This window comes from Microbacterium shaanxiense (assembly GCF_054779995.1).
Window position 1 is genome coordinate 823,223 of sequence record NZ_BAAGXE010000001.1, and the last position, 15,893, is coordinate 839,115.

Consider the following 15,893-nt stretch of genomic DNA (forward strand, 5'->3'; position numbering starts at 1 on the left):
ATGGGCTCCCGGTCACCCGAGAAGTCCCGCCCGAGTCTGTTCTGGCCGCTCGCGGCGATCGTCGTCCCGGCGGTCGGCTATCTGGCGCGGATCGAGATCCGCGGCAGGGAGAAGCTTCCGGCCACCGGCGCGTTCGTGCTGGCCCCGAACCACTACTCGGAGTTCGATCCGCTCATCGTGGCCGTCGCCGTCTGGCGCCTCGGTCGCGCTCCGCGGTTCATGGCGAAGGAGAGCCTGTTCCGGGTTCCGGTGCTGGGGTGGCTGTTGAGCAAGACCGGGATGGTGCCGGTCGCGAGGGCGACCTCGGCGGCGGCGGCGAAGCAGACGATCGCGCAGTCGCGCGCGCTCGTGGAGAACGAACGAGGCGTCATCGTCTATCCGGAAGGCACGCTCACACGTGACCCGGAACTGTGGCCGATGCGCGGCAAGTCCGGCGCCGTGAGACTCGCCCTCGCCGGTGGCATCCCCCTGATCCCCATGGCGCAGTGGGGAACACAGAACATCATGGGCCGCTATCAGAAGGGTGTGAGCCTCTGGCCGCCGCGAAAGCGCGTACGCGTGCTCATCGGCGACCCCGTCGACATCTCCGATCTGACCGGTCGTGCGGGCGAGCAGGCGGCGCTGAATGAGGCGACCGACCGACTGATGAACGCGATCACCGCTCTGCTCGCCGAACTGCGCGAGGATAACCCGCCTGCGAAGCGCTGGAACCCGTCCGACCACGGGCAGAAGGAGACCGGACGCCTTGACTCGTAAGATTCCCGCTCCGACGGGGCCGCGTGTCACCGTCATCGGTTCCGGCAGCTGGGGCACCACGTTCGGCAAGATCCTCGCCGACGGCGGCGCCCAGGTGACGATGTGGGCCCGCAGGCCGGAGCAGGCCCTCGAGATCGCCGAGGGCAAGCGCAACTCGAAGTACCTCCCCGGCATCAATCTGCCCCGCTCGATCACGGCGACTCACGAACTGTCGACCGCACTCGACGGCGCGGACCAGGTGTACCTCTCAGTCCCGAGTCAGTCGCTGCGTGAGAACCTCAAGGCACTGCGGCCGCTGCTCTCGGATCGCGAGCTGCCCATCATCTCACTGATGAAGGGCGTCGAGCGGTCCAGCGGTCTGCGTATGAGCCAGGTGATCGAGCAGGAACTGCGCTGCGATCCTCTGCACATCGCAGTGGCGTCCGGCCCCAACCTCGCCCTGGAGATCGCGCGGGAGCAGCCGACGGCCGCAGTGATCGCCTCCCGCAGCCAGGAGACGGCGGAGATCGTGGCGCGCGCTGCCAGGAACTCGTACTTCAGGACCTTCGTGAACACGGACGTGATCGGCACGGAGTTCGGTGGAGTACTGAAGAACCTCATCGCCGTCGCGATCGGCATCGTCGACGGTGTCGGCTACGGCGAGAACACGAAGGCCTCGATCATCACCCGCGGCCTGGTCGAGATGACCGATTTCGCGGTCGCGAACGGCGCCCAGTCCGAGACCCTGCAGGGACTCGCCGGGCTCGGCGATCTGATCGCCACCTGCCAGTCGCCGCTCAGCCGCAACAACACGGCCGGGCGGCTGCTGGGCCAGGGGTACAGCTATCAGGACGTCGTGAAACAGATGAACCAGACCGCGGAGGGGCTCGCCTCGGTGGCGCCGATCCTGCAGCTGGCTCGCGAATCCGATGTGCACATGCCCATCGTCGAGCAGGTGAAGATGGTGCTGGACGGGACGATGAACCCCCGTGACATCGCGCCGCACCTGACGACGGACGACGACACTCCCCAGGAGGAGAGAAGCAATCATGGACAAGCAGACGGTGGTGGTGCTCTTCGGCGGGCGTTCCAGCGAGCATTCCATCAGTTCCGCGACGGCGGGCGGAGTGCTGCGCGCGATTGATCGCGAGCGCTACGACGTGATCCCGGTCGGGATCACACGTGACGGCGCGTTCGTTCTCGAAGAGGATCGTCCGGACAAGTTCGCGCTGGATGCCGCGCACCTTCCCGAGGTCGCCGACAACGGGACGCGCGTGCTCTGGCCCGAGCCCGGCGGCGACCGCACGCTCCGTGTCACCGGTCCCGGCGGCGACGTCGTGAGCCACGGTGAGATCGACGTCGTGCTGCCTCTGCTGCACGGGCTGCACGGAGAGGACGGTGCGATCCAGGGGTTCTTCGACGTGCTCGACGTGCCATACGCCGGATGCGGGATCCTCGACTCCGCGATCTGCCTCGACAAGCACTTCACGAAGCTCGCTCTGTCGTCCGCCGGCATCGCCGTGTCGCCGGGCCTCACGGTGCGCCGATCGCAGTGGGAGGCCGATCCTGCCCGGCTGCGCCGTGAGATCGACGCTCTGGGACCCGTCGTCTTCGTCAAGCCGGCGAGCGCCGGTTCGAGCGTCGGCGTGTCGCGGGTGGACGAGGGCGAAGGGCTCGATGAGGCGATGCGCATCGCCTTCGCCGAGGACGAGAAAGTGCTCGTCGAATCGAAGATCGACGGCCGTGAGATCGAGGTCGGGGTGCTCGCCGGTCGTGACGGCGGCCCCGCCCGTGCGTCGCTTCCCGGTGAAGTCGTGCTCACCTCCCGCAGCTTCTACGACTTCGAGGGCAAGTACCTCGGTGGCGAAGGCGTCGACATCGTGTGCCCGGCCGATGTCGACGACGACCTGATCGAGCGGCTGCGCGAGGCCGCGCTTCGTGCGTTCGAGGCGGTCGACGGCAGAGGTCTGGCGCGCGTCGACTTCTTCGTGACCCCCGACGGCTCACTCGTCGTCAACGAGCTCAACACGATGCCGGGCTTCACCCCGATCTCGATGTTCCCGAAGTGCTGGGTGGCATCGGGTCTGAGCTACAGCGACCTCATCACCGAGCTCGTCGAGATCGGCCTGCAGCGCTGAGCCTCAGCCCAGATCCAGCAGCTCCTGGGCGTCTTCGTCGAGCTCATCCGGTGCGGTGCATCTGCCGTCGGCAGGGATCGTCGTGATCGCACCGACCAGGGTGCGGGTGCTGATCACGTCGTTCGAGCTCACCGACCCCGTGTCGATGTACAGCTGCACGGCAGGGTCGCGACCGTAGGTCGTCAACCGCAGGTAGGGAGTCTCCGAGGCGTCCACCAGCCAGTCGACGCCTTCGAGGGTCACGCACTGCAGTTCGCTCGTCGGGGCGGGGACCTCGACGCCGCAGCGGAGGATGATCGCAGAGGGCTCGCCGGCGACGCCCCACGCGCCGGTCGACTGGGCGTCCGTCCACCGGCGGTCCATGTCGGCGATGCTCGCGACATTCTGCAATCCGACGGTGACCTCGGCGCAAACGGGGTTGTTCGCGTCGTCGGCGGGTTCGAGGTGCACGGTCGTCGAGCATCCGCCGAGCAGTGCCGTTCCGAGCAGGACGGCAGCGGTGAGGGCAAGACGATGCGACATGATTCCAGGCTACCTTTGACACCATGCCCCACCGTTCAGCCGACGATGACCCGCGCCTGGCAGACGTGTCGGAAGGCACTGTCCTGCAGGCCATCCTCGCCCGCACCGCTCCCGCGTCGCACACCATCCTCGGGCCCGGTGACGATGCCGCCGTGATCGCCGCGCCGTCGGGGTCGGTCGTGGCCACCACCGACACGCTCGTGCACGGCCCTGACTTCCGCCTCGCATGGTCGAGCGGCTACGACCTCGGGTGGAAGGCCGCGGCGGTGAACCTCGCCGACATCGCGGCCATGGGCGCTCGACCCACCGCCCTGCTCGTCGCACTGGCCGTGCCGCGTGATCTTCGGCTGTCGTTCGTCGAGCGGCTCGCCGACGGGTTCCGCGACGCCTGTGAGGCGCTGGCTCCCGGCTGCGCCGTCGTGGGCGGAGATCTGACGGTGTCCGACGTGCTGATGATCGCGGTCACGGCACTCGGCGATCTGGAAGGACGCGACGCCGTCACCAGGGCGGGGGCGCGCCCAGGCGATGTCGTCGCCGTCGCAGGCGAGCTCGGCCACGCCGCGCACGGACTCGCTGTGCTGTTCGGCCGGTTCCGCGACGGTGACACACCCGTCGCGATCGACTCCGCGCGTCTGCAGAGCGGAGAACGCGCCGCCGTGGCGGCGCAGCTGCGCCCCGCTCCGCCGATCGGGCTCGGCGTCATGGCGTCCGTCGCGGGTGCGACGGCAATGATGGACATCTCCGACGGACTCGCGCTGGATGCGGGGCGACTCGCGAAGGCCTCAGAGGTCACGCTGGACCTGTCGCGCGCGGCACTGGGCGAGAACCCGGAATGCGCACTCGCCGGCGGCGAGGATCATGCCTTGCTCGCCACGTTCCCCGCTGACGTCCTCCCGCCGGGGTTCCGGATCATCGGCACGGTGCTCGAGCGGGGCGCGGACGGCGTGCTGTGCGACGGCGCACCTGTGCCGTCGGGCGGTTGGGACCCCTACCGCGACTGGGATTCGGCTGCCGGCTGAGCCCACCAGACGGCGGTGTCGCCGTAGGACTTCTCACGGAACACCTCGAGCCCGGCCGCGCCGACATCGGGTGGTGTCGCCCTGCGTGCGCGTTCGATCACGACGACGGCGTCGGCGGAGAGCAGCGGCGCCAGCGCGATCAGATCGGCGTCCATCGACTGGTCGTCCAGGTCGTACGGAGGGTCGGTGAAGACGAGGTCGTACGGGCCGGTCGCGCGTCTCAGGAAGGCGAGCACCGCGCTCTCGTGCACACGAGCGGTGGTGTCGCCGAGCGCGCGGGCGATCGTGGCGACGTTGCGACGCACCACGGCGGCGGCCGGACGCGATCGCTCCACGAGATCGAGGTCGGCGGCCCCACGGCTGAGTGCCTCGAGTCCGAGTGCGCCTGAACCGGCGTACAGATCCAGGACTCGGGCGTCGTCGATCACGCCCATCGACTCGAGCGCCCCGAAGAGCGACTCGCGCACGCGATCGCTCGTCGGACGCGTTCCGCTGCCCGGGACGTCCAGGCGCAGCCCGCGCGCCAGTCCGGCGATGATCCTCGTCACCCGAACAGCCTATGGCTGTCAGCGGCGTTCTCTAGACTTCAGACATGGTCTTCTCCCTCGACACGAGTCTCGCCGAGGCGATCGGCCCGGCTTCGGCGAAGAAGGTCGAGCGGGCGTTCGGTATGACGACGGTCGGGGAGATGCTGGGGCATTACCCGCGCCGCTATGCGGATCCGGCCGAGCTCACCCCCATCCGTGATCTGCCGGTCGGGGAGACGGTCACGATCGTCGCCGAAGTGCTCTCCTCATCCGCGCGTGCGATGCGCAATCGCAACGGCGCGATGACCGATGTGATCATCGGCGACGAGCACGGCCGGGTGTCGCTGACGTTCTTCGCGAAGAACATCCAGCAGGCGCAGTGGCGCGCGAACGAGATGCGCCCTGGTCGACGCGGCGTGTTCTCGGGCAAGGTCGGCATGTACAACGAGACGACGCAGTTCGCCCATCCGCAGGTCGAGCTCTTCGACGACGAGGAGAGCGCTCAGGCCCGCGCCGACGACCGCGCGCACCGCCCGATCCCGATCTACCCGGCGACATCCGCCGTCTCCAGTCAGCAGTTCCGAGAGCTCGTCGAGCGGGTGATCCCCGACGTCGGGGACGTACCGGATCCGCTTCCCGAGGAGATCCGCATCAGGGAGGGGCTGCTCGACGCGCGTACCGCTCTGATGCAGCTTCATCGTCCACAGGCGAAGAACGACGTCGATCCCGCCGTTCGCACTCTTCGCATGCACGAGGCGCTCGTGCTGCAGACCGCTCTGCTGCAGCAGCGTGCCGCGGTGCGCGCCCTGAACGCCACACCGCGTGCGGCGAAGCCGGGCGGACTGCTCGAGCGTTTCGACGCGATGCTGCCGTACACGCTCACCGCCGATCAGCAGACGGTCGGTGCGCAGATCGCGACCGATCTCACCGGCGCCTGGCCGATGAACCGACTCGTGCAGGGCGAGGTCGGCTCCGGAAAGACCCTCGTCGCCCTTCGCGCCATGCTCCAGGTCGCGGAATCCGGTGGACAGGCCGCCCTCATCGCACCGACCGAGGTGCTCGCGTCCCAGCATCTGCGATCGATCACGAAGATGCTCGGGCCCGACCTGGCGTCTCTGCTCATGCCCACCCTGCTCACCGGGCAGATGTCGACACCAGCGCGGCGCAAGGCCGCGCTGAGGGTCGCCGCAGGTCAGGCGCTCATCGTGGTCGGCACGCACGCCCTGCTGGGGGACAAGACCACCTTCGCCGATCTCGGCCTCGTCGTCGTCGATGAGCAGCACCGCTTCGGCGTCGAGCAACGAGAGGCGCTCCGCGCCAAGGGGTCCAGTCCGCACGCGCTCGTGCTCACGGCGACCCCGATTCCCCGCACCGTCGCGATGACGGTGTTCGGCGACCTCGACACATCCGTCATCCGCACCATGCCGGCGGGGCGGGCCGGGATCGAGTCGTTCGTCGCTCCGCTGGCGGAGCATCCGGACTGGTTCCGCCGCGTATGGGACAGGGCGGCCGAGGAGATCGCGCTGAAGCGCCAGGTGTTCGCGGTGTGCGCGGCGATCGACACGACGAAGAAGGCCGCAGGCGAGGAAGATCAGGCGGCGCTCGTCCCTACGGAGGAGGGCTCCACCGGGCCGCGGTGGGGCGTGGTGCAGCTGGATGCCGCGCTGGAGACGCATCCGACCGTCGGGAGACTCAGACGCGCCGTGCTGCACGGGAAGATGCCGTCGGAGACCAAGGACGCCGTGATGCAGTCGTTCGCCCGCGGCGAGATCGACCTGCTGATCGCGACGACCGTGATCGAGGTGGGCGTCGATGTGCCCAATGCCTCCACGATGATCGTGCTCGACGCCGACCGGTTCGGGGTCTCGCAGCTGCACCAGCTGCGCGGGCGCGTCGGACGAGGCGATGTGCCGGGGCTGTGCCTGCTCGTCACGGAGGCGGAGGAGGGGTCGTTGGCTCGCGAACGCGTCGAGGCAGTGGCCGCGACCCTCGACGGCTTCGCCCTCGCTGAGGTCGACCTGGAGCTGCGGGGCGAGGGCGATGTGCTGGGTTCGACGCAATCCGGTGTGCGGTCCTCCCTGAAGCTGCTGCGCGTCGTGAAGGATTCGAAGCTGATCGCGCGTGCGCGCGAGCTCGCCGAGGGGATCCTCGATGCCGACCCGCAGCTCGCTGCGCACGCGGGTCTTCGCGAGGTCATCGCGCGTCGCGTCACAGAAGACGACAGAGCCGCTCTCGCGAAGAACTGAGATCGTTCCGTGTCATAGGCTGGAGGCATGAGCAGCCGGATCGCCGTCGTACCTGGTTCCTTCGATCCGCCCACCCTCGGGCACCTGGATGTGATCCGTCGGGCCGCGAAGCTGTACGACGAGCTGCATGTGCTGGTGGTGCACAATCCCGGTAAAGAGGCGATGCTGCCGATCGCGCAGCGGCTCTCGCTGCTGGAGCAGTCGATCTCGGAAGACGGCATGGGCGGCGAGATCGTCATCGGATCCTGGAGCATGGGTCTCCTCGTCGACTACGCCCGTGACGTCGGAGCGGGAGTGCTCGTGAAGGGCATCCGCTCCCAGATCGACGTCGCCTACGAGTCGCCGATGGCGATCGTGAACCGGCACCTCGCCGACATCGAGACGGTGTTCCTGCTGCCGGACCCCTCGCACGCGATGGTCTCGAGTTCGCTCGTGCGTCAGGTCGCCGGTCTGGGCGGCGACATCACGCCGTTCGTGCCCCGCGCGGTAGCCGCGTTCCTCGACACCGGCGCGCGCGGGCTCTGACGCCCGGCCCCATTCTCAGCATCCGCGGGTAGCATTGAGGACGTGAAGACCCGACTCAACGGCCCATTCGTGGTGCCCGTACGCGACATCGTCCGTCACCCCGGCGAGATGCGGGAGCACCAGTTCTCGGTCGCCCTCAAGGAGCAGTGGGGCGAGGGCATCGTCTCGTACGAAGCCGGCTCCGAGGTCGACATCGAGGTGCGTCTCGAGTCGGTCCACGAGGGCATTCTCGCCTCGGGAACGGTGGATGCCGAGTACAAGGGCGTCTGCGGAAGATGCCTGAAAGACATCTCCGAGCCTGTCGAAGTCGAGTTCCAGGAGCTTTTCGCGTATCCTGGTGATGAAGAAACTGACTTCGAGGTTCAAGACGACCACGTGGATCTTGAAACTCTTGTCAGGGAAGCGGCCGTATTGTCGCTTCCATTTCAGCCGGTGTGTCAGCCGGATTGCCCGGGGCTCGACCCGATAACGGGAGAGCGGCTGACCGAAAGCGCCGGGGTGGAGACAGACGCTCCCATCGATCCTCGGTGGAGTGCGCTCCGACAGATCACAGACCAGGGGAGTGCGGCAGACAGCCGCGGTCCCGAGAACACAGAAGAGAGTTAGCCATGGCCGGTAACCCCCCGAAGCGCAAGGTATCCCGTTCGAACACCCGCTCGCGTCGCGCGCAGTGGAAGGCAGCGCCCATCGCGCTCGTCAAGACCGTCGAGAACGGCAAGACCGTCTACAGCCGTCCGCACCAGGCGAAGGTCGTCACCGACTCGCAGGGCACCGAGCTGTTCATGGAGTACAAGGGCCGCAAGGTCGCCGACGTCTGAACCACGGTCTCGCGATCGTGACAGAGGTCCCAGGGGGGACGGCACCTCTCGCCGAGAAGCTCAGGGTCGATATCGACCCTGAGCTGCTTGCGTTGGCGCTGACCCATCGCTCCTACGCCTACGAACACGGGGCCATCCCGCACAACGAGCGCCTCGAGTTCCTCGGCGACTCGGTGCTCGGACAGGCCGTGACGGTGATGCTCTTCACGACCCATCCGAACCTGGATGAGGGACAGCTCGCCAAGCGGCGAGCGAGTGTGGTCTCCACTGTCGCCCTCGCAGAGGTGGCGCGTGGCATCGGCCTGGGGGAGCACCTCCTCCTCGGCCGCGGTGAAGAGCAGACCGGTGGACGCGACAAGGATTCGATCCTCGCCGACACCATGGAAGCGGTCTTCGGCGCCACGTACCTCTCCGCCGGCCCGGAAGCCGCGACAGAGCTCGTGCTGCGGCTGACGAGGCCGTTGCTCGCCGACCCCGAGCGGTACGGTGCGGCGATGGACCCCAAGACGAGCCTGCAGGAGCTCGCCGCACGCCTCGGTGCGACGCCGCCGAGCTATTCCGTGACCTCCAGCGGACCGGATCACGATCGTCGATTCACGGCGACAGTGCAGGTGGGCGAGGTGAGCATGACCGGCGACGGCACCAGCAAGAAGACCGCCGAGATGGCGGCCGCGCTCAGCGCCTGGCGCTTCCTCAGCGAGAGTGCCTGAGCTCCCAGAAGTCGAGGTCGTTCGTGCCGGCCTCGCACCGGCCGTGATCGGCGCGACGATCGTCAACGCCGCCGTGCTCGATGAGCGCGCCCTCACCCGGCATCCGGCGGGGGCAGCCGATTTCGTCGCCCGGCTCGAGGGCGCGACCGTCGAAAGTGCGTCGCGCAGAGGGAAGTTCCTCTGGTTGCCGCTCATCGGCGGTACCGCAGCCTTGACCGCGCACCTCGGAATGAGCGGGCAGCTGCTGCTGCGTGCTCCGGATGCGCTGCCCGAGCGCCACGAGCGGATCCGGCTCGGTATCCAGCACCCCCGCCACGGCGAGCTCGCCGTCGTGTTCGCCGATCAGCGCACCTTCGGATCGCTCGCGGTCGACGCGCTCGTCGCCGACGGTGACACGATGATCCCGTCGCAGGTGCGCCACATCGCCAGAGACCCGCTCGACCCGCACTTCGACGACGACGCCTTCATCACGGCAGTGCGTCGGCGCTCCAGCGCGATCAAACGCATCCTGCTCGATCAGACGCTCATCAGCGGTGTGGGCAACATCTATGCGGACGAGGCTCTGTGGGCCGCCCGCATCCATCCGGAAGCCCTCGGACGCGTGCTTTCGGCGCAGGCCGTGCGCAGGCTCCTCTCGGAGGTGCGTCTGGTGCTCGAGAAGGCATTGGCCGAGGGCGGGACGAGCTTCGACGCCCAGTACGTCAACGTCAACGGTCAGGCCGGATACTTCGCCCACTCGCTCAACGCCTATGGGCGAGGCGGGCAGCCATGTCCTCGCTGCGGCGGCGAGATCGTGCGCGAGGCGTTCATGAATCGTTCGAGCCACTACTGCCCGCGCTGCCAGCGTCGGCGCTGACGAGAGCGCCGCGCAGCCGCTCGGCCTCGGCGGCCGTGAGTCCGCCCGACATGAGGTAGTCGATCGCCGTGCCGTGTTCGCGCGCGATCCAGTCCAATGCGGCGGTGATCGCGCTCTCCGGCGATCGCGTGGCGAGCGTCTCGAGTCGCGGAGTGAGCGGGATCCCGATCGCGGTGATGAGCGCGGTCAGCTGCTGCGCGAACGGTCCGGCGAGGTTCGCCTCCGTCTGCACGTAGTCCGCGACGATCTCCGACCTCGGCACCCCGGCCACCGCGAGCAGCAGCGCCGCGGCGAGCCCCGTGCGGTCCTTGCCGGCCGTGCAGTGGAAGAGAACCGCCGGACGATCCGATCCTGTCGCGTCGATCACCGCTCTGGCGAGGACTGCGAACTGCGCGGGGCTGCTGGCCAAGATGGCGAGGTAGAGGTCGTCGAGCGTCGGCACCTGGTCCACGATCTCGGTGATCTGCGCGTCGGTGAGCGCCGCAGCGCCGGCGTCGGATGGCAGGAGCTTCTGCACCATCTCGTCCATCGCTCCGCCCTGGATGGAGAGCGCCAGAAGCCGAACGCTCCCATCCGCCGGCAAGATGTCCGCGGCACGCTGACGCTCACCGTCGGTGCGCAGGTCGACGACCGTCCCGATCCCGAGCTCGGCGAGCTGAAGCAGGCCCTGCTCGGTGAGCGCCGAGAGCGAATCGGAGCGGTAGAGGACCGGGGCTGTGACCGCGCCGTCCTCTGTCGGAAGACCCCCGAGTCCACGTGCGTTGAAAGTGATCGGAATGCGTACGGCGGAGGTCATGGGGTCCTTTCCCGGAATCGACATCATCCTAACGATGACGGGTGTCCTGACCCGGTCCTGGATCCGGGTAGCGTGAACGGATGAAGTGGATCCTCTACGACATCGGCGGCGTCATCGAGCAGGTCGACGACCATGCCTGGCCCGCGGAACTGCGCCTGAGATGGGCCGCAAGGGCGGGGCTGCTGCCGGAGGAGTACGACGAGAGGCTCGATGCAGCCGATCTGCCGGACACCACGGTGAGCACAGGTGTCGCGGCGCAGTACTGGCGCGGCGTCGCAGAGGCTCTGAACCTCGGCGACGACGCGATCGAGGCGATGCGCGCGGAGTTGTGGGACGCGTACTGCGGTGAGGAGAACTCTGAGCTGCTCGATCATGCCCGGTCTCTGCGCGGCCGCTGCGGTCTGGCGATCCTCTCCAACTCGGGAGACGGTGCCCGCGAGGAGGAGGAGCGCCGTTTCGGTCTCTCTGAGATCTTCGACCCCATCTGCTACAGCCACGAGCAGGGTGTGCTCAAGCCGCATGCCGGTGCGTTCGAGCTCGCGCTCGAGCGGATGGGCACGACGGCCGACCGAGTGCTGTTCATAGACGACAACGCTGCGAACATCGACGCCGCGCTGGCTCTCGGCGTCGATGCCCTCCTGCACGAGACCAACACGACGACGATCGAGGCGATCGAGCGGTTCCTCCCGGAATGAACCCCTGCGTCATCAGGCCGGCTGGAACGCCGTGCCGAGCAGCGGCCGTGTCACGCGCACACCGAACCAGACCAGTGCGATGCCCAAGGCGACCACCGCGGCGATCGTCAGCAGCGACAGCGGTGCGGTGATCACCGTGATGCCGACGAGCGGGAACACCAGGACGGCGGCGCACAGCGCGGAACCGAGGGCCGTGAAGAGGAGCGGGGACATGACAGCTCGCGTCCGCGCCGCGTCGACCGTCGTCATCTGAACTCCCAGGAAGTGCAGACTGCGATGCAGCTCACGCTGGTCGAGGATGCTGGACGCCTGGTTCACGCCGATCGAGACGGCGACGATCAGGAACGACCCGACGAGGGTGATGATGAGTCCGGTGCGGATGTCTGCGGCGAGCGCGAGATTCTCCGCGGATTCCGTCGCACTCATCGTGCTCATGAACGCGACTCCCGTGCCGGCGAACACTGCCATGAAGCTCGTCATCGCGATACCGCTCACCTGACGCCACGCAGCCTTCGGCGACTCCAGCACCAGCCGTGCCGACAGCAGCCGCTCCGGCTTCTCGGCGCGGCGCAGACCCTGCTTCGCGTGGACCTTCAGCGCCCACGGACCGATGAGGTTCAGCACCGCGAGCGCCACGGCGAACATCCCGGCGAGCACGGTGATCGTGATGACGATCCCCGCAGTGCCAGGGAAGACCTGCACGAACACGAACGCGAACCCGATGACCAGCACCGCCAGCAGGGCGCGGACCCAGTGCACGCGCGGCACCGAGGTGCGCATGCGCACCCCCAAGGGCGAGATGACGACCTGGCGCAGACCGACGACGGCGCTGACACCCGCCAGGAGGACCACGACCGCGATGACCGCCACGACGCCGAGCGGCGCGAGCAGGATGGATTCCGCGCCGAGCGGCTCGCCCCGGAACGGGATGAGCCCGATCAGGGGAACCACTGCGAGGTGTCCGAGAACACCGATGAGCGAGCCCGCGGTGGCGACAGCCGTCGACTCGAGCACGGTCGCGCCGGTGACTCCCGCAGGAGACACACCCAGCAGACGGAGCGTCGACAGTCTCTCGTCGCGTCTGCGAGCCGACAGCCGAGCGGCGGCGCCGCCCAACGTGGCGAGGGGCACGACGAGCAGGACGAGCGCGATCGCTGCGAGCGCCTGATAGAGCCCGGCATCCGGATCGGTCCAGCTCCAGAACTTCTGCGCGCCGCCCACCACGGTCAGCACGAGCGCCGTCACCATCGCGAACGCGGTCGCGGGCAGCGCGAGCACGGCGCCCTGTCCCGGTGCCGGCCGCAGCAGGAGCGCGAGTACCTGGGCGTTCATGCGGACACCGCCGCGTCGACGATGTGGCCGTCGCGCACGCGCACGGTCCGTGAGCACCTGGCGGCGACCTCGCTGTCGTGGGTGACCACCAGCAGCGTCCGCCCCTGACCGGTCGTCGACCATAGCAGCGCGTTCATCACGTCCGTCGATGTCTGGGAGTCCAGCGCGCCGGTCGGCTCATCCGCGAACACCAGTTCCGCGCCGGTGACCTGCGCGCGGGCGATGGCCACTCGCTGCGCCTGCCCGCCGGAGAGCTCCCCGATGCGGCGCTCCTCCATCCCGCCGAGCCCGAGCGACGCCATCCATCCCGCTGCGTGCTCCATCGCGGCATGGCGGGGCGTGCCGTTGATCATGAGCGCGAGGGAGATGTTCTCGATGGCCGTGAGTTCAGGGATCAGCAGCCCCTGCTGGAACACGAAGCCGAACGACTCCCGACGCAGCCGGGAGCGTTCACGCTCACTGCCTCCCGTGACATCGACGACAGCGCCGGAGGCGGGGGCGTAGGTCACACGGCCGGCATCGGGCGCGGTGATACCGGCGAGCACGTGCAGGAGGGTCGTCTTGCCGGAGCCGGACGCACCCATGATCGCCACGGATTCACCGCGGGCGACCGTGAGATCGACGCCCGCGAGGGCGGTGGTGGTGCCGAAGGTCTTGGTCAGCGACTGCGCATGGAGGACGGGAGTGTTCATACGTCCAGCCTCGTCGTCGGCATTCGGCATATCGTCGGTCTGCAGGCGGAAACGGGCGGGGAGAAGATACACCCGAAGGATGATCTTCTCCCGCCGTCGCTCAGCCGAGCTTCTTCTGCCAGGCGGCCGCGTACGAGGCCGGGACGAATCCGATGGCCTCGTTGATGTCGAGCATCGGGCGGTTCTCCTCGGCGTTGAAGGTCGAGATCTTCGGCGAATCAGGGGCGATCTCGTGCCAGCGCAGCAGATTCGCGCATTTCACGATCGTTCCGAGACGCTTTCCACGGTGCTCCTTGACGACGAGCGTGCCGAACTGATGAGTGACACCGGTGCGGTCGGCGCCGATCACCAGCTCGTTGAACGCCACCAGCCGTCCGCTGGGCACGTGCTCGACAGCGGCCACGGAGAGCAGCCGCCCTCCCTCGGCGAACTTCCGGTCGCGGCGCACCACGCGATCGGCGTCCCAGATCTCCTCGTCGATGTCGAGGTCGCCGCTGGGCACGTCGGTCGCCATTCTCGAGATCACGTCGGCGTACCCCGCTCGCAGATGCTCCGGCGTCGGCAGCGTCCAGGAGACGATCCGGTAGTCCGGGCCGGCGAACGCGGATGCTTCGCGCAGGGTCTCCTCGACCCGATCGGACGGCGCGCCCAGGGGGAGGACGCTGTTGCGCTCGACCTGCTCCAGCACGTATCCGTTCGCGGCGAGCAGATCACTGAGAGCGGTCGCGGAGACACGTCCCCAGCCTGTGGCGGGTGTCAGCATCCGCTCGCTCGTGGCGGCTGGATGAAGCGTCCAGGACTGCACGTTCGTGCGTCCGCCTTCACGCGCCGCGCGCTCCACGCGCTCCAGCAGTGCCTGTTCCACTCCGGATCCCCAATGCGGTGGGATCACCATCACACCGATCTCCGCGGAGTTCGCGTTCTCGTCGTTGGCGGTGGAGAAGTACGCGGCACCGACGATCTCGTCGTCCCTCCGGGCGATGTACCCGTGCTGATGCCGATCGGTCTGATCCCGCCACAATGGAAGGAGTTCCTCGGCCGTCTCCGCGAGGTCGTCGATCCCGGCATCCAGTTCCGCCTGCCGATTCCCGATCTCCACCATCGCGCGGAAGTCGGCGGCCTCCGGTGCGTCGAGACGCTCGGGCACGACGAGATCGGTGATGACGAGTCCGCTCATGTCAGTTCCTTCTTCCAAGCGCCCTCGTAGGCGATCGGAATGAACCCGATCGCCTCGTTGATGTCGAGCATGGGCCGGTTCTCCTCCGCGTTGTAGGTGATCGCGTACGACGATTCGGGATGCTGCTCGTGCCAGGTGAGAAGTCCTGCCGTCTTGACGAGCATTCCGAGCCGATGTCCGCGGTGCGACCCCAGCACGAGGGTGTCCTCCTGATTGGTGACTCCAGCGGGATCGTTCCCGATCGAGAGCTCGTTGTAGGCGCACAGCTCCCCGGTGGCGACGTGCTGCGCTGCGGTCACGAGCACGGTCGTGCCGCGCTGGATGTATCGGTCGTCATGGCGCGCGATGCGGTCGGCGTCCCATTTCTCCGCAGGCATGCCGAGCTCCGCATCCGGCACGTCCGTCGACATGTGCTCTTTCATCCACGCGTAACCGGCGACATGCTCACGGGGCGTCGGAAGCGTCCATTGGACGATTCGATAGCCGGTCGCCGTCTGCTCCGCGCTCGCTCGCAGGTTGCGGATGCGCCGGACGAGGGCATCCGACCATGTCAGCGTGCTCACCCGTGCGACCTGCTCCAACGAATACCCGTGGCGGAGCAGGAATCGCGCGGCGTGATCCTTCGGTATCTCGCCGAAGCCGGTGGGAGACCGAAGGAGCGGCTCGTCCGAGGTCGGGTGCTCCACCCATGTCAGCAACCGGCGGACGCCGGCAGCACTGGCCGCCGCTTCCAGATGCGGCAGCGCGGCGGTGGCGAGCCCGCGCCCCCAGAACGAGCGGAGCAGGCTGACGACCAGGATCGCCGTCTTCCCGCCGTCGTCGTTCAGGATGGTCAACGGTGCGACGCCGACCATCTCGTCGTCGACGGTGATGAACCACTGCTGCTTGGTCGTGTCCGCGCTGGTGCGCAGTACGGGGAGCAGCTCGTGGAGGGTCATGTCATCGTCGTCGCGACCGGTGACATCTCGGATCGAGCGATTGCGCACCTGCGCGTACTCGATGAAGCGCGACGTGGCGGCATCCGCCCGTGCGGGAAGCACGAGCGGATGCAGCGTCGCGGAGTCTGTCAGTCGGATGTTCATGCTCGTCGTCCTCGTCTGTTGCG

General features: G+C 68.1%; 18 protein-coding genes. 11 read left to right on the forward strand and 7 right to left on the reverse strand.

The window, feature by feature from the left end:
- Genes ACYVG2_RS03835 through ACYVG2_RS03845 form a run of 3 tightly spaced genes read left to right on the forward strand, consistent with a single transcriptional unit; the run spans position 1 to position 2,873 of the window.
- A complete protein-coding gene (locus tag ACYVG2_RS03835; protein ID WP_460779751.1) occupies positions 1-756 on the forward strand; it encodes a lysophospholipid acyltransferase family protein in 756 nt (251 codons plus the stop codon).
- A complete protein-coding gene (locus ACYVG2_RS03840) occupies positions 746-1,879 on the forward strand; it encodes an NAD(P)H-dependent glycerol-3-phosphate dehydrogenase (RefSeq protein WP_460779752.1) in 1,134 nt (377 codons plus the stop codon). The genes ACYVG2_RS03835 and ACYVG2_RS03840 overlap by 11 nt, the downstream gene beginning before the upstream one ends.
- Positions 1,785-2,873, forward strand: a complete 1,089-nt coding sequence (locus ACYVG2_RS03845; protein WP_460779753.1) for a D-alanine--D-alanine ligase family protein — start codon at positions 1,785-1,787, stop codon at positions 2,871-2,873. The genes ACYVG2_RS03840 and ACYVG2_RS03845 overlap by 95 nt, the downstream gene beginning before the upstream one ends.
- Positions 2,874-2,876: 3 nt before the next feature.
- On the opposite strand, the gene ACYVG2_RS03850 is transcribed toward ACYVG2_RS03845, so the two are convergent.
- Positions 2,877-3,395: a DUF3515 family protein gene (locus tag ACYVG2_RS03850; RefSeq protein ID WP_460779755.1), complete on the reverse strand. Its 519-nt coding sequence runs from the start codon at positions 3,393-3,395 to the stop codon at positions 2,877-2,879.
- A 23-nt stretch (positions 3,396-3,418) separates the two neighbouring features.
- Here ACYVG2_RS03850 and thiL point away from each other — a divergent pair, with 23 nt between their 5' ends.
- Positions 3,419-4,414 carry a thiamine-phosphate kinase gene (thiL, locus tag ACYVG2_RS03855; RefSeq protein WP_460779756.1) on the forward strand — a complete coding sequence of 332 codons (996 nt, stop codon included), beginning with the start codon at positions 3,419-3,421 and terminating at the stop codon, positions 4,412-4,414.
- Here the strand turns inward: thiL and rsmD are convergent.
- Positions 4,384-4,962, reverse strand: coding sequence for a 16S rRNA (guanine(966)-N(2))-methyltransferase RsmD (rsmD, locus tag ACYVG2_RS03860; RefSeq protein ID WP_460779757.1), 579 nt, complete (start codon positions 4,960-4,962; stop codon positions 4,384-4,386). The genes thiL and rsmD overlap by 31 nt on opposite strands.
- A 44-nt stretch (positions 4,963-5,006) precedes the next feature.
- Between rsmD and ACYVG2_RS03865 the strand changes: the two genes are divergently transcribed.
- From ACYVG2_RS03865 to mutM, 6 genes are all read left to right on the forward strand, one after another.
- Positions 5,007-7,187: an ATP-dependent DNA helicase RecG gene (locus ACYVG2_RS03865; protein ID WP_460779758.1), complete on the forward strand. Its 2,181-nt coding sequence runs from the start codon at positions 5,007-5,009 to the stop codon at positions 7,185-7,187.
- 27 nt (positions 7,188-7,214) lie between these two features.
- Positions 7,215-7,712: a pantetheine-phosphate adenylyltransferase gene (gene coaD / locus ACYVG2_RS03870; protein ID WP_448965439.1), complete on the forward strand. Its 498-nt coding sequence runs from the start codon at positions 7,215-7,217 to the stop codon at positions 7,710-7,712.
- 108 nt (positions 7,713-7,820) lie between these two features.
- Positions 7,821-8,318 carry a YceD family protein gene (locus ACYVG2_RS03875; protein WP_448966142.1) on the forward strand — a complete coding sequence of 166 codons (498 nt, stop codon included), beginning with the start codon at positions 7,821-7,823 and terminating at the stop codon, positions 8,316-8,318.
- 2 nt (positions 8,319-8,320) lie between these two features.
- A complete protein-coding gene (rpmF, locus tag ACYVG2_RS03880; RefSeq protein ID WP_033104540.1) occupies positions 8,321-8,530 on the forward strand; it encodes a 50S ribosomal protein L32 in 210 nt (69 codons plus the stop codon).
- Between the two features lie 17 nt (positions 8,531-8,547).
- Positions 8,548-9,240 (forward strand): ribonuclease III, encoded by a 693-nt coding sequence (gene rnc / locus ACYVG2_RS03885; RefSeq protein ID WP_448965440.1) that lies wholly within the window; start codon positions 8,548-8,550, stop codon positions 9,238-9,240.
- Complete coding sequence (gene mutM, locus ACYVG2_RS03890) at positions 9,233-10,096, forward strand: bifunctional DNA-formamidopyrimidine glycosylase/DNA-(apurinic or apyrimidinic site) lyase (RefSeq protein WP_460779759.1); 864 nt, start codon at positions 9,233-9,235, stop codon at positions 10,094-10,096. The genes rnc and mutM overlap by 8 nt, the downstream gene beginning before the upstream one ends.
- On the opposite strand, the gene ACYVG2_RS03895 is transcribed toward mutM, so the two are convergent.
- Positions 10,047-10,892, reverse strand: coding sequence for a tyrosine-protein phosphatase (locus tag ACYVG2_RS03895; protein WP_460779760.1), 846 nt, complete (start codon positions 10,890-10,892; stop codon positions 10,047-10,049). The two genes, mutM and ACYVG2_RS03895, sit on opposite strands and share 50 nt — an antisense overlap.
- Positions 10,893-10,972: 80 nt before the next feature.
- On the opposite strand from ACYVG2_RS03895, the gene ACYVG2_RS03900 reads away from it, so the two are divergent.
- Entirely contained in the window at positions 10,973-11,587 is a 615-nt protein-coding gene (locus tag ACYVG2_RS03900; protein ID WP_460779761.1) for an HAD family hydrolase, read from the forward strand.
- Between the two features lie 12 nt (positions 11,588-11,599).
- Here ACYVG2_RS03900 and ACYVG2_RS03905 read toward each other — a convergent pair whose 3' ends face one another.
- From ACYVG2_RS03905 to ACYVG2_RS03920, 4 genes are all read right to left on the reverse strand, one after another.
- A complete protein-coding gene (locus tag ACYVG2_RS03905) occupies positions 11,600-12,919 on the reverse strand; it encodes a permease (RefSeq protein ID WP_460779762.1) in 1,320 nt (439 codons plus the stop codon).
- Positions 12,916-13,611, reverse strand: a complete 696-nt coding sequence (locus tag ACYVG2_RS03910) for an ABC transporter ATP-binding protein (protein WP_460779763.1) — start codon at positions 13,609-13,611, stop codon at positions 12,916-12,918. Before ACYVG2_RS03910 ends, ACYVG2_RS03905 begins: the two co-directional genes overlap by 4 nt.
- A 100-nt stretch (positions 13,612-13,711) precedes the next feature.
- The gene (locus tag ACYVG2_RS03915) at positions 13,712-14,788 is read right to left on the reverse strand and encodes a GNAT family N-acetyltransferase (protein ID WP_460779764.1); all 1,077 of its coding nucleotides are present in this window, start codon (positions 14,786-14,788) and stop codon (positions 13,712-13,714) included.
- The gene (locus ACYVG2_RS03920; protein ID WP_460779765.1) at positions 14,785-15,870 is read right to left on the reverse strand and encodes a GNAT family N-acetyltransferase; all 1,086 of its coding nucleotides are present in this window, start codon (positions 15,868-15,870) and stop codon (positions 14,785-14,787) included. Before ACYVG2_RS03920 ends, ACYVG2_RS03915 begins: the two co-directional genes overlap by 4 nt.
- Positions 15,871-15,893 lie beyond the last annotated feature (23 nt).